Consider the following 21,294-nt stretch of genomic DNA (forward strand, 5'->3'; position numbering starts at 1 on the left):
ATATATTTTTTGATATATTTATTCTTTTTTTATTGAACCGCCTTTAAATTCTATCAAATATATTTTATTATTTTTGAATATATAAATTGCATCTGTAGATTTTAATCTGTCAGTACAATATCCTAATCCATTGTATATTTCTTTTAATTTATCTCCATTAATAACAATATTATTTTTATCTGTCATATACATTTCAGCTGATGTACTGTAGGATGTTTCTTTAATAGTATACAATAACTCATTAATATTAAAATTAATCAATTTATTAGAAATAGTATTTTCTATATTTTTAATAACATTATCAAGCATTATTCCATTTCTTCTTCATATCTCATATTATTTAAAATTTCCAAAGGTTCATACATCTTCTTATAAATTATATCCAAATTATCATTAACATTTTTAAATACTGCATTACATTGATTTTCAGCTAATTCGGTAATATAAAAATTAACTCTTTCATCTATATTATGTTTTTTAGAAAATCTATTTATAGCCTCCAAAAAATAATGACTATGTGTAGTTATAGTAATAGTTAAATTAAAATATTTCTGTAAAAGTACAATAAGCTCCGCATAGACAAGCTGCCATTTTGGGTGAAGATGTATTTCAGGCTCATCTAATATAAGCAAATCTTTTTCATTTAAAGAACCATTTTCTAAAAGTCTTTTAATTATAACAAAAGATTTTAATCCTGCAGATAAATTTCCTAACTTTATTTCAATATCATTTGTATTATAATGCAGATAGAAATCATCATCTTTATTTATAATTTTGGCATTCATAACACTGTCAAGTACATTATAAACTTTTTCTAAAATTTCTTTATTTTTTATCGAATCGAAAACATTTTTATTATTATTTGTAATAAAATCATCTATAGTCTTTTTTAAAATAAAATTATCAATATCAGCATCGCCATTTATATAATCAATTATAAATGGATTATCAATATAAAATGCATTATGAATAATATTAAAATCAGACTCAAATTTTACACATTCGTTACTTTTAAATTCTATATTCATTTTTTCTTTTTTTATTTCTAATTCTAATAAAGCATTTGAATTTTTATTGAATAAATTATTAATCTGACTTTCAAAAATATTATCAAAATAATCGCTCATTATCTCTAATGTTAATTTACTATTTTTCATAGAGATAATTTCTAATATATTTTCTGCTATCTCATCAAATATTTTATCATCAAGTATAATAAGGTCTTCTTTTTGTATATTTTTTTTTATTATGCTAATTAAATTTTTTATTGATATGTTATTAGATAAATCATTGATATAGTCGAATATTTTATCTATTATTAGGCTATTTCTAGGAATAATAAACGGAACTCCAAATTTGTTTTTTAAGTTTAATTTTTTTAATATATTAAATATTTTATATTTTAAATCTTCTTCTATTGTAACATTTTTATAATCATAAAAATTAAATATAGAAAATAAAACTTTTCCTACTATGCTTTTGCCTGTATCATTATCGCCGCATATTACAGTTATGCCGTCTATTTTTATGCAAGCTTCTTCTATCTTGGCAAAATTATATATTTTTAATTTCATAAAAAAAATTTTTCCTAAATATTAAAATTATCGTAATAAAAAATATAAATATTATTAGTATAAAATTATACCCAAAACTGCAGAAATTAGTATTATAGCCAAAATGGGTACTTTCTTTATCTTTAGAAAAATAGATAAAGCAAATATGAATATTCCTATGGGACTGATATATTTAAAAATGCTTTGAATAAAATCAATATTTCTTAAAATAGAAGTTTCTGTAAGCTTTACAAAAAAAGCATCTTTAGTAAAAGTTACAACAGCAGAAGCTATCAAAGCAACTGCACATACTCTTAAAGCATTCATTATACTGTTAAACTGTTCATTATCTTTTAATTTATAAAAAAATTTTGATACTATCATAGTAATGATAAAAGCAGGAAGAAATATTCCGAATGTAGCAGCTGAAGAGCCTAAAATTCCAGCCGTTTTATAGCCTACGAATGTTGCCGCATTAATAGCAATAGGACCTGGAGTTATCTGAGATATTGCCACAAGGTTAGAAAACTCTGAAGAGCTAATCCAATTATATTCTTCTAATATACCTAAAAGAAGTGCAATTATAGCATATCCGCCTCCGTAAGTGAAAAATCCTAATTTTGCAAATACATAAAAAAGTTTAGCATAAATCATTTTCTTGAATCCGAATTAATATTATTTTTTATAAGATAATAAATCCAGCCTATTGCAGCCGAAATAAGAAGAACATATATAACATTAAAATGTAAAAATACTACAAGTACAAAACTCAGTATAAAAATTGCAGCAGTAAATTTATTTTTTATCACCTGCTTTCCCATACCAAAAGCTGATAAAAGTATAAGCCCTGCAATAGCACCTCTGATGCCTAAAAAAGCCTTATTAACATATAAAGTATTTTGAAATCTCTCAAATATTGGGGCTATCATAAGTATAATTATAAATGAAGGCGTCATAACCCCAATACCCGCCATTATTCCTCCGAATATACCTGCTATTTTAAAACCTGTAAGAAGAGAAGAATTAACTGCTATTACACCTGGTATGCTTTGAGCAATGGCAAATATATCTATAATTTCATCTTTAGTTAAAAACTTTCTTTTATTTACAAACTCTTCTTCCATAATAGGAAGCATAGCAAGCCCGCCACCTATGGTAACAAGCCCTATATAAAAAAAAGAAAAAAACATTGTATACCAAGCAGGTTTAATAGAATTAGAAGAATTTGTATTTTTTTCTAAATTACTGCACATAATATAGTCCAAGTACAAATATTTTTTATATTATAAATTATATTATATTCTGTTATTGTCATTGTCAATAGAAAAATAAAAACTTTTTTATTTATTGTTTTTTATCAAGATTTGAATAATATGCTTTTCATCATTTTATACTTTTACAGAAAAATATATTTTATAATTTCCGCTAATATCTACATCTTCTTTATAGTTCAAAGCTATGAAGTACTCTATTATAATTATTATTAATACAGTCAATATAAAAACATTTTTCTTCTTTATGTATTAATGTTATTATATACATAATAGATGTATTTACATATATTCCGCTTATATATTCTCCTAAAAAAGAAAATAGTGATATTATGTATTTTTCTTTTTTCTCTATTTCTTCATCTTTATTTACTAATTTAATACTTTTTATAATTGAACCTATAATCATCAAGACTATAATAATAAAACAATAACAGGATGATCACTCATAAATGCAGTTAATAATTGAAATTTGCTTATAAAAAATTCTTTCATTTTTTTACCTATTTATGTTTTTTGTACACTAATCAGCTCTATTATAGAGTCCTTCAAAGCTTATTCCCATACCAAAATAAGATTTGCTTATGGCATTATCTATAATATACAAATGGTTCATAGATATAATACTTATATATAACTCATATTCATATTCATTATATACTATTTTATTTCGTCTTCTGTCATAATACGCTAAACTTTTTTCTATAATACCATAATTATGCCCGCCTGCATCAGAAACAGCAAAGCCTTCTATATAAAATTTATTATCTCCTATAAAGTTAATTTCTATTTCGCTTTCTATATTTCCATTAACACATTCATATTTACCTGACAAACTTTTCAAGCTTATATTTTGAGGGTAAAAATATGCAGCTGATAATAAAACAAAAATAAAACATAATATAATTTTTTTCATAAAATTATCCGTCCTTTTTTAAAAAATTGAAATTTATCTGCATAAAGATTATAAACAATATAAAATATTATGTAATTATTAGAAAATAATATTTTAGAATTACTGAACTGATTTTATATTACTGCCTTTTTATAGAGCATGACATATTATAATATAAAAAATAAAAAACTCAATATTAAATATTGTTTAAAAGTATACTATTAATACATTATTAAAATAATAGAATTAATGGTATTGAAAAAGTTATTATATTTATATATAATTTTTATTATATAAAAAAACATATCTATGGTTATTATCTATTTTATTTATTATAATATATTTAAATAAAATTTGAGGTATATAAATTGAATATGAGGTATATAAATGGAATATAATTTAGAGTATTTAAAAAATCAAACTTCAATTAATTATGATAAAACTTTATGCTATTGTAAAAATGTATCATATAGAGATGCATATAAAATAATAGCTGATAATAAGCTTACAGCATTGGAAGAAGTAATAGAAAAAACTCAGGCTTCTGCAGGCTGCGGAGGATGCAAAGAAAGAATTTTAAGTTTATTAGAATATGCTAAAACAAATAATTATGAATCTCTTAATTTTTAATTATAAATAGGATATAGTATGAATGAAAAAGTACTTAATGCTTTAAAAGAGCTTAATATAGAATATAGAGAATTTGAAGAGGCAGGAGTTACAAAAACAGTTGATGATGCTGCGAAAACTCTTAATATAGAGAGAGGACAGGTAGCTAAATCCATATTAGTAAAACCTTCAAAAAGAGAAAACTTTGCTATGATTATAGCTTCAGGAGATAAAAAAATATCTTCTAAAAAAATGCGTGCATATTTTAATTGTAAAACCAGCTTTGCAAATGCAGAAGATACTTTCAAATTAACAGGCTTTACATTCGGAGGAGTATGCCCTTTCGGTATAGATAAAAATATAGATATATTAGTTGATAAAAGTATGAAAAGATTTAATGATCTCTATATAGCCTGCGGAAGCGACAGCCCTTTAGCAAAAATGAGCTATGAAGAAATACTAGAAAAAATTTCTAATGTTGAAACGGATTTAACAGAAGACTAATTTTTCATTATCTAATCTTTGTTAAATTTCCTTCACCTATTGTATTATTTGCTGAAACATAATATAAATTCATCATTGAATAGCTAAATGATAATGTAAAATCATATCTTATACCAGATGATGATATAGAAAACTTATATACATTATCAGAAACTTTTATTATATTTTCTTTATAAGCAGTATTATAAAAATTTATAAGACTTCCGCTAATTTTTATACTCAAAGCACTTCCGCTTCCTACTACTACATTAGCAGAAGCCTGAGAATTCACATTATAATTTTCTTTTATAGTAATTGAACCGTCATAAGTTCCGTAATATTTGCTGTCTATTCCACTATTGTCTATAAATGATAATGATCCTGTACTGAAATTAAGACAGCCGCATATAAAAAATGCAGAAAATATTATTATTAACTTTGATAGTATATTCATATTTTAGCCTTATAGATATATAATACTATAAAGATAATTTATGTCAAAATTTTAATTTAAGGAAAATATTTATGAAACTAGGAGAAGCATTATTAAAAAAAGATGAATATATAAAAAAAATAGATAACTTGAAGAAAAGAGTAAAAAACAATATTTTAATAAATGAAGATAATGAAAATAATGAAGAGCCTAATGATTTGATTAAAGAATATATAGAAGTAAATAATGAATTATCAGACTTGATTATGAAAATAAATAATAAAGAGCATTCAGCAAAATTAGAAATAGGAGTATCAATATCAGAGGCTATTAATATAAGAGATAAGCTAAGCAGAGAAATGGATATTTATAAAACTATATTAAAAGAAGTTAATAGTAAAAGCTACAGAGAGGCAAAAAATGAAAATAAAATGACTGTGTTAATTAATGTAAAAGAAATACAGAATGAATTTGATAAGTTATCTAAAGCTTATAATGATATTGATATTATGATACAATCTTCCAATTGGAATACAGATTTATAAAAAAATTTTTTATAGGTAAAATAGCTAAAAAATGAAAGAATTTTTTGATGCGGCAAAAAGCGGAGATTTAATATTATTAAAAAAATATTTGAATAAAAATATAGATATAAATAAAACTGATAATGAAGGATTTGCTTCTATATTTAACAGATTGAATATTGCTGAGGAATTAATAAAAAATAATGCTTTGATTAATTTACAGACAAAAGAAAATTGGACTGCTTTGATATTTTCTTCTTTTTACGGGCATTATGATATTGCTGAAATTTTATTAAAAAATAATGCTGATTTAAATATTAAAAATAAACAGGGATTTGATGCACTTCTTACAGCAGTTTTTTATAAAAGAATTAATATTATTAAATTATTATTAGAATATAATGCTTATGTTAATACAAAAGATAATGAAGGGTTTAGTCCTTTAATATATTCATGCAATTATGATAATGCCGACATTTTAAAACTTATTCTAAAATATAATGCAGATATTAATGATAAAGCTAATAACGGAGTTAATGCTTTAATGTATGCCAAAAGATATTGTTAATGAGCTTCTTAAAAATAATATTAATATTGATGATACTGACAATAATGGAGATGATGCATTTGTTTATCTTAAAAGCAATGAAAATTCAAATGAATTAAAAGAAATATATGATATTCTTAATAATTATAAAAGAAATTAGAATATTTGTAATTATATTTTTTTATTATATAATACTTAATAATTTTTTATAGGATACTTTGAATAATTAAATATTTATGCAGGACATATGTATAATAACAGATATAGGAACAATATACGGATTCGGACATATTACCCGTATGAAATTTATATCAGAGAGATTGAAAGAATATTATAATTTTATATTTTCTTCTATCAACAACAATAGTGCATTATTTAAAGATAATACTATAAAAACCTGTAAATATGCTGAAATAAAAAATTTAAATCCGTATTTGATAATAGTAGACAGCAGGGAAGTAGAATCAAAATATATAATAGAATTAAAAAAAATAAGCTGTGTTATAATAATAGATAGTGCAGGCAATGAGAGGTATTTTGCTGATATAGTTATAGAAATGCTTCCGAATTTGGATAATTCTAAAGAGGTTAATATAAAGCCTTTTATAACTACCATACTGAATTCTAATATAAAGCCTAAATATGATTCTGATGCCCCTATTTTACTTTATTTGGGTTTTAATAATGAACTTAAAGATAAAGCTCTTGAAATCATAAGCAAAATAAAAGATAAAAATTTTGTTTTGATAGATGAAGAAAAAGAAAGCGAATATGATAATATAATCTATAAAAGTTTCAGCAAAGATATATTTATAAATCCTTATAGTGCTGTTATAACATATTTCGGACTTACTGCTTTTGAATGCTTAGAATCTTCAATACCTGTTATTTTGCTTTCACCTACAAAATATCATAATGATTTGGGAGAAAGTCAAAAGGAATTGTTTTTTAATTTAGGATTTTTTAAGGATATAGATACTGATTTAGCTGTATTAAAATTAAAGGAATTTCTATTTAATGATAGTATGGCTTCCTCTTCCTATAGAAAAAAAGGCATAATGATTAATACAGAAAAATCTTTAGAGCGTATAAAAATAATAATAGATAATATTAAAGATTTTAAAAATATAAAATGTCCTTTTTGCAGGAACTCAAATATAGAAATGAAAAATAGAAATTTAGAATCTAATTTGTATAAGTGTAAGAAATGCAGTACTTTATTTAGAAAATATTTTCTTCCTCCATTTACAGATTATTCATCAAAATATTTTATAGAAGATTATAAGAATCAGTACGGCAAAACTTATGAGGAGGACAGCAGTAATTTAAGTGCTTTAGCTAAAAGAAGACTTGAAAAAATAAAAAAAATAAAGCCTTATGGAAAAATACTTGATATAGGAAGTGCTATGGGTTTTTTTCTTAAAGAGGCAAGAGAATACGGATATGAAACGGAAGGAATAGAAATAAGCGAATATGCTTCAGATTACTGCATTAATACTCTTAATCTTAATGTTCATAATTGTTCTTTGCTTGATTTTAATTATAAAGAAAAAGAGTATGATATAATAACTGCTTGGTATGTTGCAGAGCATATATATAATTTTGAAGATATTTTAGAGCGTATAATATATTCTCTTAAAGATGAAGGCATTTTAGCTTTTGCTACTCCTAATGGAAACGGACTTAGCGGCAGATTTAATAAAAACTATTTTTCTATAGTGCCTTCAGATCATGCATTTGAAGCTAATCCAAAATCTTTAAATATACTTATGTCTAAATATTCATTAAAATGCATAAATTTAGAAAATCAAAGCATTTATTATAATAGATTCTGCGATATATTCGGCTTTAATTTCATAAGAAAAAGCAGTATTTTATGCAAAATATACAATTCAGCAGCCAAAAATAACAATCTGGGAGATACATTTGAATGCATATACAGTAAATCTTCTAATTAAGAATATAATTAATTACTTATTATTGCCGCTACTGTGTGCCGACGAAGTCCGCTACGGTGTTGGTAGGCATCGCTTTAACTACATCGATAATAAATTATCTATGTGCTTCGGCTCGCTTTTTTATTATTATTTTCAAACTTTTATATATCAAATCATAATAATAATATTTTTACCAACATATTATGTTAATTGTTTTAATATATAAATATGATTTTTAATTTTATTTTAAAGAAAATAGAAAGGAAATAATTATGAAAAAAATATTTTTAATTATATGTTTAATTATTATTTTTATAATATCTTGTAAAAGTGCACCTGTAGCTACAGGACCTGAAAAAGGTGCAGGATTTCAGACAACAGAAGGTAATAATCAGACTACTAAGAGCTTGAATCTGCCTGACGGAGCTAGTATAAGAGAAACTCCAAGAGGAAAAGTATTAGTTTTGTATGATCCTAAATCCAAAACAGATATTGGAAAAAAAGGAGATACATACGAGGTAAAATTTGCATTTGATAATACATTAGAGATAGGAAGCTATAAGGAAGCATATAATTTAGTACATCAGATAATAAATAATAATCCTGATATAAGAATAATGGTAGAAGGTAATTCAAGTAAAGACGGTCCTGCTTTGTACAATTACGGATTATCTCAAAGAAGATCTGATAAAAGTTTCAACTATATAATAAAATTGGGAGCGGAAAACAGCAAATTATTAAAAAATGCATTCGGCGAGGCTTTGCCTGAATATCCTACTCTTAAAGAAAATAGAAGAAGCGAATTTATTATCATAATGGACGAAGAGGATTTGAAAAAATATAACGATTTTGCTAAAACTGTCGACATTAATAAAGAAACAAATTAATGCTGAGGTTTTAAGTAAAATAATGAAAAAACTTTTATTTATTTTTAGTTTATTGATATTTGTAATGGCATGTAAAACTACTCCTAAAAGCACTGTTCCTGAAGATGTAGTTATAGCAGATGAGCCTATCTCTGCAGAAGAAAATATTAAAACAGAAGTTTCTGAAAATAAAAAGCTTTATATTCTTCCTGATAATACTTCTATAAGATATACTGACAGAGGAAAAATATTAGAAACTACTCCTAAAATAATATTTAAATTTGTAGAAACTAATATGCCACCTACTGCAGATATATCTTTTGCACAGGTTATAGAGTTCTTGGAAAAAAATCCTAATGTAAATATTGTTTTGGAAGCTCATACCAGCAATAGAGGAAAGGCTTATCCTTATAATTATAATTTATCTGTTGTAAGGGCTAAAAACGGAAGGAATTATTTATTAAATAAAGGAGTTTCTCCGCAAAGAGTTATAGAAAGCCCTTTAGGAGAAGCTGCCCCAGAATATCCTACTCAAGATGAACTTAGGAGATATGAATTTGTTATTATAGGAAATAATGATGATATGGTAAAGTATAATACATATATTTCTGGTTTGGATGTAAGAAAGGAAACTACATATCAGAAGAATTAATTTTTTTTATAAAAATTTAAATCTTATTTATTATTTTAATATTGAATAAGATTTTTATTATAAACTTCAAGGAAATTTTTATCTATGAGAAATGTAATATTATGCATTTTATTATCTATTATTTTGATTAATTATAAAGCTTTTTCAGAAAGTGCTGATGAATATGAAAAGACTTTTAAATACGGTACTCCTACCCAAAAAATAGCTGCTATATCAAAAATAAAAAGAACAAAAAATGAAGCTGATATTTTAATGATTGCAAATCATTATCCTGAAGAGATGAATAATAGAGTAAAAAGCGAGATTATAAATTTCTTTAAGCAGAATAAAAATGATAATGCAAAAATAATAATAGAATATGCTATTAAAGATGAAAATGACAGCGTAAGAAAAGATGCTTATTATTTATGCTCTATTTATCCTGATATTCAATATGAAGCTCCTATAATGGCAGAGATTACGAATGCATCAGGGCTTGTATTAGATAGTATGATAAATGCTTTAGGGGCTATAAAATCTGAGGCTGCTGCTGATTATTTATTAGAGCAGTATGCAGATAATACTATAGGATCATCTACAAAAGTTGAAATATTAAGATATTTTAGCGAAACTAAAAACCCTAAAGGCGAAGATATATGCAGGAATGCTGCACAGAATACGGGAGAACCTGCTTTAGTTCGTTATATGGGAGTTGTGGCTTTGGGGGCTTATCCCAGCGATGAAAATTATAATATACTTCAAAAACTACTTGCCGAAGATTTGCCTGAAGTTACTGCCAGAGTAATATACATACTTCCTAATTACAGTGCTTATGGAGATGTAAAAAAAGATATAATAGAAGCGGCTAAAAATGACAGCGATTCTGTAAGGCTTTATGCTATTAAGGCTTTAAATGATTATAAATATGAGGCTGAAATAGAGGAGCTTCTTCTTTATAGACTTAAAAATGATAATTCAGAAGCAATCACCATAGAAATACTTAATTTATATAAGGAATCTGCACCGACAGGAAATATGTATGAAGCAATAAAAAAATTAGCCGATTCATCTGCAAGCGAGAAAATAAAAAAACTTGCTAAATCTGTTATAGGCGAAGATAAAAATGATTCCGATAATACTGATGACAGTATAGAAAAATCTCTTACGGGAATGGATGCAGGAAAGTAATACAATATATCTATTTATTATTTTTATAATTCATAAATAAAAATTAAACAATACAGTATTTTAATAAAAAAGAACTGCATATATTTTTTATAATTTAATCAAAGCTAAAAAGCAATTTAAGTATTAAATACATTATATAATTTTTTTATTATACTTTAATTAGGGTTATTAAATCTTCCGTTATTTATCAAACTTGATATTATATGATTTTTTGATTTATCTTTAGCTTCTAATATTTCATTAACATCATTGATAAAATCCTGAAACTGTCTGTTATCGCAAAGTTTATGCATAGTATCTATATCTAAATAATTTCTTTTTTCGGCAGAAAATAATATCTCAGAATCTTCGGGATTATCATAGTTTAATTTTATTATTCCTACTCCGAAAGACTGATTTAATCTTTTTATTTCTTCCATTAATTCATAATCACTTTCATCTATTTCCATAGCAACAAGCCAAGCCTCATTAGCCCAGCCTGAATTTGATAATGCCTGAAAATAATACTCTGTTAAACTTCCAAGTGTAAGTTTTAATTTTAATTCATAAGCATAAATCTCTGTAGTTGCTAAATTTATATGATTAAATAATTCCAAAACTGATTTATTAATATAATCTTTGAATGTAACAGCAGCTATATCAGGAGTTCCCCATTTCATTTTGCCTTTTAAGCTAACATTTGTAGCATTAGCATTTATAGTTTTAGAATATATTTTCATTGAATATAAATATTTTGTAAGAGGTGCATGCAAATCTTCTTCTAATATTTTTTTATTTGTCATTGTACTATTAACAATTTCATCTGTATCTTCTTCTTCACTTAAATTATTAATTTCATTTATTAAATTCTGATTAGAGTTATTTATTTTATCTTTTAGGAAAAATTTTCCTCTGCCAACTTTAACAAATATTGTAGTATCTGGATTATATTTTATATCCATATATATACTAGAACTTAAACTATAACTAGGTGTTTTGCTCATTTGAAAATTTGCATTCTTTTTCTTGCCTGTTTCTTCTATTTCCTTATCATAATTAAGCTCGCAAGCCTTTTTCCATATTTCATTTAAATTCATAGGAACATCGCTTTGCTCCAAAACTTTTTTTGCCGCTTCATAATATGTCATAACTCACTCCTAAAACTTTATAACTAAATAATAAACTATTTCTATAAAAAAATACAGACAAAAAATTAAAATTAAAAAATATTGTTATATATAAGCATCAAAACTTCTATATAATAATTTTGATTTGATATATATACATTTAAATGATATAATATTCTAATTCACTTAAAAATATTGGAATTTTATGAATCATCTAATTACAGGTCCTATGTTTGCAGGAAAATCAAAATATTTAATTAAAACATTAGATTATCTTTTGATGGAAAATAAAGATATAAAAATATTATTCATATATCCTAAAATTTCTTTCAGAGGATATTTCTGCCGAGATAAAAATGTTTACTTAGATAAAAGAATAGATATAATAACAGAAGAAGAAATTGAAAATAATATTGGAATAGATATAGAAAATATTTATAATTATATTTCAAAATATGATATTATAGGAATAGATGAATTTTGTTTTTTTAATGATGCTGAAATTTTTATATCTCTTATAAAAATATGCAGTAAAAAAAACCGCAGTATTAATTTCTTTATAGCTTCTTTAGATATGGATTATAAAAGAAATTATTGGGAAACTGTATCTGCATTAATCGAAGAAGATTTGATTGATGTTCATACTAAAGTTTTCGGAAAATGCGGCTGCGGAAGAAAAGGCATATATTCAAAGAGAATAATTAAAGACATTGACAGAGTTGTAATTGGAGATGATATATATAAATGTGTCTGCAGATATTGTTATGAGGGAGAAGATGAAGTTAAATTAAACTTATAAAAAATAAATATAATTCTTATCATAAAAATATTAAAGGAAATTATAATGAAAGTTTTTATTAGTGCTGATATAGAGGGAATTACTACAACAACAAAATGGGCTGATACAGATGAGGGAAGCTTAACTTATAAAGAAAATGCTTTGCAGATGACTAAGGAGGTAAAAGCCGCCTGCGAAGGTGCTGCTAATGCTGGGGCTAAAGAAATATTTGTGAAAGATGCTCATGACAGTGCTATGAATATAGATCAAACTGCTTTGCCTGAAAATGTGAAAATACATAGAGGCTGGAGCGGAGACCCTTATTCTATGATAGAAGGTATTGATGAGAGTTTTGATGCTGTAATGTTTATAGGGTATCATAATGCTGCTTCTATAGGAAATAATCCGCTTTCTCATACTATGAATAATAGAAATGTTTATATAAAGCTTAATGAAGTATTAGCAAGCGAGTTTATGTTTTTCAGCTATGCAGCATCTTATAGGAAAGTACCTACGGTATTTTTATCAGGAGATAAAGGTTTATGCGAAGAGGCTTTGAAAATGAATCCTAATCATCCAAACCTAATTACGCTTCCTGTTAAAGAGGGCATAGGGTATTCAACTATTAATTATTCTCCTAATTTGATGATAAAAATGATTAGAGAAAAAACTAAAGAAGCATTAATGCAGGATTTTAAAGGCAGATTATTGAAGCTTCCTAATCATTTCAAATTGGAAATATACTATAAAGAACATGGCTATGCACATAAAGCGTCATTTTACCCTGGAGCAAAAAAAATTAATGATACTTCTGTAATTTTTGAAAATAATGACTATTATGAGGTGCTTAGAGCCTTGAAATTTATATTATAAAACAATATAATATAATAATCCGATAACTTATGAAAGCTTTCTTAAAAAAGATTTAATTTTTAAGAGGGCTTTTTTATTTTATAATATATAAATCTATTTTTTAAATAATAAAGTTAAAGCAGAGTATAATCAAACAGCTGCCATTATTATATTAGATTGAAGATAGTATCTTTTTAGAAGTTTCTGCAATATTCTCAAGTTAAAATACCTGATATTCCTATAATGGCGATTATAATAGAGTGAATAAATAAAATTTTTATATTTTTATTATAAGGTATAACATAAGCAGTATAAACTGTAATAGCATAAAGTATAATTTTGAAATTTGTAAATTGAAGCAGAAAACTTTTTACAAAAGAAACATTTTTATAGAATATTCAAAGCAAGATATATTATAAATACTTTAATTATAAGATAAAGTTTTTTATAGACTATTTCAAAAATACATAGAATAATTTTTATTTAATTATATAAAAAATACTGATTAGAAATTTTAATAAGCGGGCGAACGGAATCGAACCGTCATCTTTAGATTGGAAGTCTAAGGTAATAACCATTATACGACGCCCGCAGAAACTTAATTTTAAGTGTTAGCATTATAGCATAATAATAAAAAAAAGCAATAGTAATTATTATACTTTTTTATTTATATATTAATTAATTTTATGCCATGTTCTTTAGAAAGCTCTTCATATTTCTTATCACATTCTTCATTGTCGCCTATAGCACTGCTGCAGTTCATCATCACATTTATAGTTTCTGTAACATCTCTATCATTGCAGTATACCTCGCAAAACTGCTTTACGCTTTCATATACGCAGTAATCTTTAGCCTCTCCGCATATATATATTTTATCAGCATTTCCTATATCATAAACCCAAGATATATCATATTCCTTTGTATATTCTGTACGAACTTCAGGTCTTATAACTCCGTACATCTCGCTAAAATTATCCTGCCCCTTTAATATTTTATTAACATAATTTTTTCTAGAAGCCTCAAAAAATAAAAGCATATTGGAAAGCTGTTTATCTATAAGCCAGCCGTCAGAGCCATATATACAATGATAGGGCCATATCATTAAATTCTGACTGTTTTGCTGTTTCAGTTTTTTTATATAATCTATTTGTATATCTTCATCATAAACGGCTATTATTTCATCATTTTCTATCTTTTCTAAAGTTATTTCTGTAAAAGGAGGTATAGGATTATTATTATAATCTCTCCACATAATAGAGTGAAATATAGAATCGTATCTATGAGTATCCAATGTAACATAAATACTTGAAAGTCTGCTTATATTATCATATATAAATCTTATTATCCTTTTTAAATCATCTGCCGCATTTTTTACAGGTAATGCACCTTTTTCTATATCTATAAAATCTCTTTGAGGATCAACTATAAGCAAATTAATGCCTTCATCTTTGAAATCTTTTATAATATCGCTGCTGTACTGCTGTGCTAATTTATAAATTTCCTGCTGATTTATAGGATTAATTTCTTTTCCTATATAATCTTCATTTACTATTTTTTCATAAGGTATTTCTGACATAATAAGTCCTAATTAATTATTTACTAGTAAGCAGTATACAATTTTTTTTATTTTCAGTAAATAATTAAATCATTAAAATTAAAAAAATATAATATAATGCAGGATTATAAAATATTAATTAGCGTTTTTATAAAGTAATTTTCCTTTTCTATCTATATGAAGCACTGCCGTATTAGCTAACTTCACTTCATATATTCCTATATTATGCATTGATATATCTAATATCTCAACATTCGGATATACTTCTCTTATTGTGCTAAAAACTTTCTCAGGAACTTTAAAAGGAGTATAGAAATTCTTTGATGTATTATTTTTCTCAGCATTATTATCTTTAGGAGTATTATTATACTTTGAATGATTAGCTTTTTTAGTCAATTCTTCAGCTGCTTTTATTAATTCTTCAGCCGCTAGTTCATAAGGATTGGCAGTATTATTATAATATGCATAGTCATTTTCATTATTATAATATCCGTCATATCCGCCATTATAATTTTGGCTATTATAATTATAATAAGAATTTGCAGCATCATTATAATATGCATAATTATTTTCATTATTATAATACCCGCTATTATAATTCTCTGTATTAGGACTGTAATAAGGGCTGTTTGGATTTTTTGATTCTCTTTCAAGCATATTCATTAATTCTTTATAGGGATTTGCATAATTTTGACTATTGTTCTGATTATTATTATATTTATAAGAATTATTATTATAATAATTTTCTGTATTATAATGATTTTGATTATTATTTTGGCTATAATTTTGATTTTGATTATAATTATAATTTTGATATGCGAAATTCATAGCATCTATTACATATTCATAAGGGTTTGCATTATTTACCTGAGCATTATTGTACTGATTAAAAAATGAAGGATTATAATAAATACTATTAGGATTATTAGCCTCAGCTGCAAGCATTTTCATAAACCCTTCATAATAATTATAATTATTTACAGAAAGATTATTCTCTGCCGTATTATTATTATACTGCTGATTATTATAATTATTCTGATAATAATACGGATCATAGTACTGAGATAATAATATTCCTCCTGATATTGATAAAATAGCTGCTGTTTTTAAAACTATCTTTTTCATAAAATATCCTTTATAAATAAAATGTAAACAAAATGTAAATTTATTATTAATCATATTTACATTATAATATATTTATCTCTATATGTCAATTTTTTTTACACAAATTTATATTTTATTAAGAATAAAAAATATTTTTTTACAATAAAGCAAATGTTTTTTACTATATAATCATTTAATATTATTTAATAATTTATATTATATATTTGCCCATATCATTAGTTTTAACATTTTAAATATTAACTTTTTAACAAAACAATTTATATATATTGAGAAAGTTTATTTATATAATGGTACTTTTTTTCTAAAAAAATCTCTTAATTTATTTCTAAAAAATTTTGTCGGAATAAACCATATTATAGTTTCTATAATATAATTCATAGACTCTACAATATTATTATTGCATATTCTTATATATTCATCACCAACTGCCCTTGCAATAATATAGTCTGCATATTTTGATCTTTTTATTTCAGGGTGAATAAAAGTATTTGGTATATTATGATACTGTCTATTATCTAATAATTCTTTTATTTTTTTAGGATTTTTTACGCATTCAGGAGTACCTATATTAATAACATAATTTTCATTCGGTAATATACTAAGTCCATTATTCATTATAATTTGAAAATGCAATTGATAACTCCATTCATATAGTGCTTTTCCTTCACTGGATAAATCATATATATGCATCCAAAAATTTATTATATTACTATCATCAAATAATTCATTTAATTTTTTATAAACATCTTCAGGAGGATATATATCTCTTATATAAAATTTATAATTTTTCCATACTCTTTTCCAAGTAGCCCATCCCCATATACCTGACATCATAGAAAAAAATGAATAAGAAGCTGTTTCTGATTTATAATTACCGCTGTTTACTCCGCTTATAGACATTATTTGTTCATTATCTTTATAATAATCTAATAAACTTTCACAGAAATAAAAAAATGCTTCCTCAGCAACACAATCATCTTCAAGTATTATTAAATCTTCTTCATATTCAAAAGCCCAGCTTATACCCCCTGTCAAAGAAGGACCGCATTGCATATTTTTTTCTCTGAATAATGTTTTAACATCACATTGCCAATCAACTTCTTTAATTATTTCCCTAGTTTTTTTACAATTTATAATATCATCTTTATTATTTTCTCTTGGTCCGTCAGCAACTACATATAAACGAGGAGGCTTAGCTTTTCTTATTTGCTCAAAAACAATTTTTGCTTTATCATAACGATTAAATATAACAAAAAGTACAGCTTTATTCATACAAACTCCAAATTTTTTTTATTACTGCTAGGTATAAAAAGTATATCAGAACCAATATCTATTAATAAAATATATCCTCTTTTTTCCATAAAATTGACTAATACGCCATTTTCAAACCAAATGGAAAGCAAACTAAGCCTATAAAAGAAAATAGGTAAATGTAAAAAGTCTTTTTTAAGAATTAGACTTGACTTGACTTGACTTGACTTGACTTGACTTGACTTGAGATTAAGCCTAGAGTAGCATTATTATAACAATTAATCATATACTATTATTATATCATTATTATAAATATAACACAACACTCACTTTTAAAAAATAAATAAATTTTTAAATTATGTAGAAAAACTAATTCTCATTTACAAATAATAAAATAATCAAAATAATTGAAAATAAAATAAATATACTTTATAATTGATAAAGTTATTTAATATATCTATTGGATATGAATATGTCTGTTGAATCTAATCCTTTATACTATGAAAAAATACATAAACTTCTTTTCAAATACGGTGCCCCAAGTATCATATCAATGCTTGTAGGCTCGCTTTATAATATATCAGATCAAATATTCATAGGGCACGGAGTAGGAATTAATGGAAATGCTGCAACTAATGTAGCTTTTCCGCTTACAACTATTTGTATTTTTATATCATTATTTTTAGGAGTTGGAGGAGCTTCGCTTTACAGCATATTATTAGGGCAGGGCAATAATAAGCATGCATCTGTTATTATAGGAAACAGCATTACTTTATCATTTGTTTTCGGAATATTATTATCAATAGCAGTAAAAATATTTAATACAAAGCTTATGATTATTTTCGGTTCTACAGAAGAAGTTTTGAATTATGCTGTTTCATATACGGATATAACTTTATACGGATTTACGGCTTATATATTTTCTATGGTTATGAGCTATACTATAAGAGCAGACGGAAGTCCTCAATATTCTATGATATCAGTTTTAAGCGGGGCTGTTATTAATATTATTTTAGATCCGTTATTTATATTTGTATTTAAAATGGGCATTGAAGGTGCTGCTCTTGCCACAGTAATAGGACAATATGTATCTTTCTTCATAGCTTTTTCTTATATATTTAAATTCAAAAATATTAAATTTGAAAAACAAAGCTTCATACCAGAATACAAATCAATATTTAAAATATTTGCATTAGGAGCTTCTGCAGGATTCAGCAATTTATCTATGATGATACTTCAAATAGTTATGAATAATGCATTAAAATATTATGGAGGCAATTCCATATACGGAGGAAATATACCTTTGGCTGTTTCAGGAATAGTAGCAAAAGTTAATATGCTTGTAATGGCTTTTATAATAGGAGCTTCTCAAGGCAGTCAGCCTATAATAGGATTTAATTACGGAGCTAAAAATTATAAAAGAGTTATTGACACATATAAACTCACATTAACAATAACAACCATTATAACATTTATTGCCTTTTTACTATTTCAATTAATGCCAAGACAGATTATAGGAATATTCGGAGAAGGAAGCGAGCTTTATTTTCAATTTTCTGAAAAATATATGAGAATATTTATGATGCTTATGATAATTAATGCAGCTCAGCCTGTTACAGGAACATTTTTCAGTTCTTTAGGAAAAGCATTCAAAGGTGCATTTCTTGCTGTAACTAGACAGACTTTATTTCTTATACCTCTTATTTTGATACTTCCTAGAATATTCGGTATAGACGGCATAATGTATGCAGGTCCTATTGCAGACGGATCAGCTTTAATCGTTACTATTATAATGGTGAGTATAGAAATAAAGCATTTAAAATCTGCAGCAGCTCTAAATAATAAATAGTTTTAAAAATTTTATATAAAAATAAATAATAGAATTAAACTTTAATTTTTGATTTTTTAAGTAATAAAAAAAGCCCTGTATAAAATATACAAGGCTTTATTATAATGATTTTTTTATTTTTATTTTTTATTTCCAAGTTGGAAGATAAGAACCTAAAAAGTTTTCATTATAAACTTTTTCTACTATCTCAGATTGATAAGCAGCTACAACTTTTTTATATAATTCATTATCTTTATCTTTAGTTCTTGCAGCTATTAAATTAACAAAAGATTTTCCGCTGTAAATAGAAGGATCATCTCTAAATATATAATCAGAACCGGGATTAAGTCCGAAATCTATAGCATAATTTCCATTGATAACAGCACAAGCAACATCAGGAAGCACTCCGTAAATAGCACCTGCATCCATTTCTACTATTTGGACATTTAAAGGATTTTCTATTATATCGCTTACGCTAGGAGTATCTCCTGCTTCAGGCTTTACTTTAATAATACCAGCAGCCTCAAGAACTTTTAAAGCTCTTCCGCCATTAGAAGGATCATTAGGTATAGCTATTTTATCCCCGCTTTTTAATTCTTTAACATCAGTAATATTAGTAGAATAAATATTCATAGCAGATATATAAGTATCAGCAATAGCAGTTAAATCATATCCTTTATTTTGTACTTCATCATCAAAGTATGCATAGTGCTGAAAAGCATTCAAATCAATTTCGCCGTCATTTAAAGCCTGATTAGGTATAGTATAATCAGAAAAAGATACTAGTTCTACTTTGATATTCTCTTCAGCTAATTTAGCTACTATAGGATCCCAAATTTGATAGTCTGATTCTCCTGCAAATCCTACTTTTACTACATTATTACTAGAAGAATTTGAAGAACATGATAATGCAGTTAAAACAAATACAATAGATAATGTTAATAATAAAATTTTTTTCATTTTTTATCTCCTTAATTTTTTTATTTATTTTATTATTTTTTATTTCCAAGCAGGCAAATAAGCCCCTTTAAAATCTTCATTATATACTTTTTCTACATCAGCAGACTGATAAGAAGAAACTATTTTTTTATATAATTCATTATCCTTATCCTCAGTTCTTGCAGCTATTAAATTAATAAAAGATTTTCCGCTGTAAATAGAAGGATTATCTTTAAATATAGCATCTGCTTTGGGATTAAGTCCGAAATCTATAGCATAATTACAATTAATAACAGCACAGGCAACATCTGGAAGAAGACTGTATATGCTTCCTGCATCAACTTCAATTAATTCTATATTTAAAGAATTTTCTATTATATCGCTTATGCTTGGAGAATCTTCTGATTCAGGCTTTACTTTAATAATGCCGGCAGCCTCAAGAACTTTTAAAGCTCTTCCGCCGTTAGCAGGATCATTAGGTATAGCTATTTTATCTCCGTTTTTTAATTCCTTAACATCTGCTATATTATCAGAATAAATATTCATAGTAGATATATAAGTATCAGCAATAGCAGTTATATCATATTTTTTATTTTGTACTTCATTGTTTAAATATGCATGATGCTGAAAAGCATTTAAATCAATTTCTCCGTCATTTAAAGCCTGATTAGGAATAGTATAATCAGAAAAAGATACTAATTCTACTTTGATATTTTCTTTAGCAAGTTTTTCTATAACAGGCTTCCATATCATTCTATCTGATTCGCCTACATGCCCTATTTTTACAACAATATTTTTTTGAGAATTATTAGAACAAGACAAAACCGCAAGCATTAAAGTAAATATAAACAATATTCTTTTCATTACAAAATCCTTTTTTGTATTTTATATATTATTTTATAATAAATATTTAATATTATCAA

The 21,294-nt window shown here is 25.2% G+C and carries 25 protein-coding genes and 1 tRNA gene; 12 read left to right on the forward strand and 14 right to left on the reverse strand.

Annotation, left to right across the window (positions count from 1 at the left end; all coding sequences use genetic code 11):
• Window positions 1-18: 18 nt before the first annotated feature.
• From QZ288_RS00285 to QZ288_RS00310, 6 genes are all read right to left on the reverse strand, one after another.
• Window positions 19-309, reverse strand: a complete 291-nt coding sequence (locus QZ288_RS00285) for a hypothetical protein (RefSeq protein ID WP_295153740.1) — start codon at window positions 307-309, stop codon at window positions 19-21.
• Window positions 309-1,574, reverse strand: coding sequence for an AAA family ATPase (locus QZ288_RS00290; protein WP_295153741.1), 1,266 nt, complete (start codon window positions 1,572-1,574; stop codon window positions 309-311). The genes QZ288_RS00285 and QZ288_RS00290 overlap by 1 nt, the downstream gene beginning before the upstream one ends.
• A gap of 54 nt (window positions 1,575-1,628) precedes the next feature.
• On the reverse strand, window positions 1,629-2,207 hold the full coding sequence (locus QZ288_RS00295; RefSeq protein ID WP_295153743.1) for a chromate transporter: 579 nt from the start codon (window positions 2,205-2,207) through the stop codon (window positions 1,629-1,631).
• The gene (locus QZ288_RS00300; protein WP_295153745.1) at window positions 2,204-2,806 is read right to left on the reverse strand and encodes a chromate transporter; all 603 of its coding nucleotides are present in this window, start codon (window positions 2,804-2,806) and stop codon (window positions 2,204-2,206) included. Before QZ288_RS00300 ends, QZ288_RS00295 begins: the two co-directional genes overlap by 4 nt.
• A gap of 190 nt (window positions 2,807-2,996) precedes the next feature.
• Entirely contained in the window at window positions 2,997-3,233 is a 237-nt protein-coding gene (locus QZ288_RS00305; RefSeq protein ID WP_295153747.1) for a hypothetical protein, read from the reverse strand.
• 114 nt (window positions 3,234-3,347) lie between these two features.
• The gene (locus QZ288_RS00310) at window positions 3,348-3,740 is read right to left on the reverse strand and encodes a hypothetical protein (protein ID WP_295153749.1); all 393 of its coding nucleotides are present in this window, start codon (window positions 3,738-3,740) and stop codon (window positions 3,348-3,350) included.
• Window positions 3,741-4,106: 366 nt separating this feature from the next.
• Here QZ288_RS00310 and QZ288_RS00315 point away from each other — a divergent pair, with 366 nt between their 5' ends.
• Both QZ288_RS00315 and QZ288_RS00320 read left to right on the forward strand, forming a co-directional pair.
• On the forward strand, window positions 4,107-4,349 hold the full coding sequence (locus QZ288_RS00315) for a (2Fe-2S)-binding protein (protein WP_295153751.1): 243 nt from the start codon (window positions 4,107-4,109) through the stop codon (window positions 4,347-4,349).
• 18 nt (window positions 4,350-4,367) lie between these two features.
• Window positions 4,368-4,832: a YbaK/EbsC family protein gene (locus tag QZ288_RS00320; protein ID WP_295153754.1), complete on the forward strand. Its 465-nt coding sequence runs from the start codon at window positions 4,368-4,370 to the stop codon at window positions 4,830-4,832.
• Between the two features lie 7 nt (window positions 4,833-4,839).
• Here the strand turns inward: QZ288_RS00320 and QZ288_RS00325 are convergent, their stop codons facing one another.
• A complete protein-coding gene (locus tag QZ288_RS00325) occupies window positions 4,840-5,265 on the reverse strand; it encodes a hypothetical protein (RefSeq protein WP_295153756.1) in 426 nt (141 codons plus the stop codon).
• 71 nt (window positions 5,266-5,336) lie between these two features.
• Between QZ288_RS00325 and QZ288_RS00330 the strand changes: the two genes are divergently transcribed.
• The 7 genes from QZ288_RS00330 (at window position 5,337) to QZ288_RS00360 (ending at window position 10,937) form a co-directional block, all read left to right on the forward strand.
• Window positions 5,337-5,789: a DIP1984 family protein gene (locus QZ288_RS00330; protein WP_295153758.1), complete on the forward strand. Its 453-nt coding sequence runs from the start codon at window positions 5,337-5,339 to the stop codon at window positions 5,787-5,789.
• A gap of 31 nt (window positions 5,790-5,820) precedes the next feature.
• Window positions 5,821-6,336, forward strand: coding sequence for an ankyrin repeat domain-containing protein (locus tag QZ288_RS00335; RefSeq protein ID WP_295153760.1), 516 nt, complete (start codon window positions 5,821-5,823; stop codon window positions 6,334-6,336).
• Entirely contained in the window at window positions 6,317-6,475 is a 159-nt protein-coding gene (locus QZ288_RS00340; protein WP_295153762.1) for a hypothetical protein, read from the forward strand. The genes QZ288_RS00335 and QZ288_RS00340 overlap by 20 nt, the downstream gene beginning before the upstream one ends.
• 76 nt (window positions 6,476-6,551) lie before the next feature.
• Window positions 6,552-8,273: a methyltransferase domain-containing protein gene (locus tag QZ288_RS00345; RefSeq protein ID WP_295153764.1), complete on the forward strand. Its 1,722-nt coding sequence runs from the start codon at window positions 6,552-6,554 to the stop codon at window positions 8,271-8,273.
• A 251-nt stretch (window positions 8,274-8,524) separates the two neighbouring features.
• Complete coding sequence (locus QZ288_RS00350) at window positions 8,525-9,139, forward strand: OmpA family protein (protein WP_295153766.1); 615 nt, start codon at window positions 8,525-8,527, stop codon at window positions 9,137-9,139.
• 22 nt (window positions 9,140-9,161) lie between these two features.
• Window positions 9,162-9,770: an OmpA family protein gene (locus QZ288_RS00355; RefSeq protein ID WP_295153768.1), complete on the forward strand. Its 609-nt coding sequence runs from the start codon at window positions 9,162-9,164 to the stop codon at window positions 9,768-9,770.
• Between the two features lie 84 nt (window positions 9,771-9,854).
• Window positions 9,855-10,937: a HEAT repeat domain-containing protein gene (locus tag QZ288_RS00360; protein ID WP_295153770.1), complete on the forward strand. Its 1,083-nt coding sequence runs from the start codon at window positions 9,855-9,857 to the stop codon at window positions 10,935-10,937.
• A gap of 155 nt (window positions 10,938-11,092) precedes the next feature.
• Here the strand turns inward: QZ288_RS00360 and QZ288_RS00365 are convergent, their stop codons facing one another.
• A complete protein-coding gene (locus QZ288_RS00365) occupies window positions 11,093-12,064 on the reverse strand; it encodes an HTH domain-containing protein (RefSeq protein WP_295153771.1) in 972 nt (323 codons plus the stop codon).
• A 184-nt stretch (window positions 12,065-12,248) separates the two neighbouring features.
• On the opposite strand from QZ288_RS00365, the gene QZ288_RS00370 reads away from it, so the two are divergent.
• Window positions 12,249-12,842, forward strand: coding sequence for a thymidine kinase (locus tag QZ288_RS00370; protein ID WP_295153773.1), 594 nt, complete (start codon window positions 12,249-12,251; stop codon window positions 12,840-12,842).
• Between the two features lie 45 nt (window positions 12,843-12,887).
• A complete protein-coding gene (locus QZ288_RS00375; protein ID WP_295153775.1) occupies window positions 12,888-13,694 on the forward strand; it encodes a M55 family metallopeptidase in 807 nt (268 codons plus the stop codon).
• A gap of 499 nt (window positions 13,695-14,193) precedes the next feature.
• Here the strand turns inward: QZ288_RS00375 and QZ288_RS00380 are convergent.
• The 4 genes from QZ288_RS00380 to QZ288_RS00395 all read right to left on the reverse strand — a co-directional run bounded on the left by QZ288_RS00380 (window position 14,194) and on the right by QZ288_RS00395 (window position 17,625).
• Window positions 14,194-14,265: transfer RNA gene (locus QZ288_RS00380), tRNA-Gly, on the reverse strand.
• 75 nt (window positions 14,266-14,340) lie between these two features.
• Window positions 14,341-15,252: a nicotinamidase gene (locus QZ288_RS00385; protein ID WP_295153927.1), complete on the reverse strand. Its 912-nt coding sequence runs from the start codon at window positions 15,250-15,252 to the stop codon at window positions 14,341-14,343.
• 111 nt (window positions 15,253-15,363) lie between these two features.
• The gene (locus QZ288_RS00390; protein WP_295153778.1) at window positions 15,364-16,353 is read right to left on the reverse strand and encodes a hypothetical protein; all 990 of its coding nucleotides are present in this window, start codon (window positions 16,351-16,353) and stop codon (window positions 15,364-15,366) included.
• A gap of 276 nt (window positions 16,354-16,629) precedes the next feature.
• A complete protein-coding gene (locus tag QZ288_RS00395) occupies window positions 16,630-17,625 on the reverse strand; it encodes a glyocosyltransferase (protein ID WP_295153780.1) in 996 nt (331 codons plus the stop codon).
• Between the two features lie 445 nt (window positions 17,626-18,070).
• Here QZ288_RS00395 and QZ288_RS00400 point away from each other — a divergent pair, with 445 nt between their 5' ends.
• Window positions 18,071-19,453, forward strand: coding sequence for an MATE family efflux transporter (locus QZ288_RS00400; RefSeq protein WP_295153782.1), 1,383 nt, complete (start codon window positions 18,071-18,073; stop codon window positions 19,451-19,453).
• A 126-nt stretch (window positions 19,454-19,579) separates the two neighbouring features.
• Here QZ288_RS00400 and QZ288_RS00405 read toward each other — a convergent pair whose 3' ends face one another.
• Both QZ288_RS00405 and QZ288_RS00410 read right to left on the reverse strand, forming a co-directional pair.
• Complete coding sequence (locus QZ288_RS00405; protein WP_295153784.1) at window positions 19,580-20,392, reverse strand: MetQ/NlpA family ABC transporter substrate-binding protein; 813 nt, start codon at window positions 20,390-20,392, stop codon at window positions 19,580-19,582.
• Between the two features lie 39 nt (window positions 20,393-20,431).
• Entirely contained in the window at window positions 20,432-21,235 is an 804-nt protein-coding gene (locus tag QZ288_RS00410; RefSeq protein WP_295153786.1) for a MetQ/NlpA family ABC transporter substrate-binding protein, read from the reverse strand.
• Window positions 21,236-21,294: the final 59 nt, after the last annotated feature.

It is taken from the genome of uncultured Brachyspira sp., assembly GCF_910578695.1.
GTDB lineage: Bacteria > Spirochaetota > Brachyspiria > Brachyspirales > Brachyspiraceae > Brachyspira.

Coding starts and splice junctions, on each gene's coding strand:
- QZ288_RS00370 (WP_295153773.1), top strand. CDS start 12,249: ATGAATCATCTAATTACAGGTCCTATGTTTGCAGGAAAATCAAAATAT.
- QZ288_RS00305 (WP_295153747.1), bottom strand. CDS start 3,233: ATGATTATAGGTTCAATTATAAAAAGTATTAAATTAGTAAATAAAGAT.
- QZ288_RS00360 (WP_295153770.1), top strand. CDS start 9,855: ATGAGAAATGTAATATTATGCATTTTATTATCTATTATTTTGATTAAT.
- QZ288_RS00355 (WP_295153768.1), top strand. CDS start 9,162: ATGAAAAAACTTTTATTTATTTTTAGTTTATTGATATTTGTAATGGCA.
- QZ288_RS00405 (WP_295153784.1), bottom strand. CDS start 20,392: ATGAAAAAAATTTTATTATTAACATTATCTATTGTATTTGTTTTAACT.
- QZ288_RS00340 (WP_295153762.1), top strand. CDS start 6,317: ATGCCAAAAGATATTGTTAATGAGCTTCTTAAAAATAATATTAATATT.
- QZ288_RS00295 (WP_295153743.1), bottom strand. CDS start 2,207: ATGATTTATGCTAAACTTTTTTATGTATTTGCAAAATTAGGATTTTTC.
- QZ288_RS00300 (WP_295153745.1), bottom strand. CDS start 2,806: ATGTGCAGTAATTTAGAAAAAAATACAAATTCTTCTAATTCTATTAAA.
- QZ288_RS00325 (WP_295153756.1), bottom strand. CDS start 5,265: ATGAATATACTATCAAAGTTAATAATAATATTTTCTGCATTTTTTATA.
- QZ288_RS00335 (WP_295153760.1), top strand. CDS start 5,821: ATGAAAGAATTTTTTGATGCGGCAAAAAGCGGAGATTTAATATTATTA.
- QZ288_RS00290 (WP_295153741.1), bottom strand. CDS start 1,574: ATGAAATTAAAAATATATAATTTTGCCAAGATAGAAGAAGCTTGCATA.
- QZ288_RS00345 (WP_295153764.1), top strand. CDS start 6,552: ATGCAGGACATATGTATAATAACAGATATAGGAACAATATACGGATTC.
- QZ288_RS00410 (WP_295153786.1), bottom strand. CDS start 21,235: ATGAAAAGAATATTGTTTATATTTACTTTAATGCTTGCGGTTTTGTCT.
- QZ288_RS00310 (WP_295153749.1), bottom strand. CDS start 3,740: ATGAAAAAAATTATATTATGTTTTATTTTTGTTTTATTATCAGCTGCA.
- QZ288_RS00330 (WP_295153758.1), top strand. CDS start 5,337: ATGAAACTAGGAGAAGCATTATTAAAAAAAGATGAATATATAAAAAAA.
- QZ288_RS00375 (WP_295153775.1), top strand. CDS start 12,888: ATGAAAGTTTTTATTAGTGCTGATATAGAGGGAATTACTACAACAACA.
- QZ288_RS00400 (WP_295153782.1), top strand. CDS start 18,071: ATGAATATGTCTGTTGAATCTAATCCTTTATACTATGAAAAAATACAT.
- QZ288_RS00315 (WP_295153751.1), top strand. CDS start 4,107: ATGGAATATAATTTAGAGTATTTAAAAAATCAAACTTCAATTAATTAT.
- QZ288_RS00320 (WP_295153754.1), top strand. CDS start 4,368: ATGAATGAAAAAGTACTTAATGCTTTAAAAGAGCTTAATATAGAATAT.
- QZ288_RS00285 (WP_295153740.1), bottom strand. CDS start 309: ATGCTTGATAATGTTATTAAAAATATAGAAAATACTATTTCTAATAAA.
- QZ288_RS00365 (WP_295153771.1), bottom strand. CDS start 12,064: ATGACATATTATGAAGCGGCAAAAAAAGTTTTGGAGCAAAGCGATGTT.
- QZ288_RS00390 (WP_295153778.1), bottom strand. CDS start 16,353: ATGAAAAAGATAGTTTTAAAAACAGCAGCTATTTTATCAATATCAGGA.
- QZ288_RS00350 (WP_295153766.1), top strand. CDS start 8,525: ATGAAAAAAATATTTTTAATTATATGTTTAATTATTATTTTTATAATA.
- QZ288_RS00395 (WP_295153780.1), bottom strand. CDS start 17,625: ATGAATAAAGCTGTACTTTTTGTTATATTTAATCGTTATGATAAAGCA.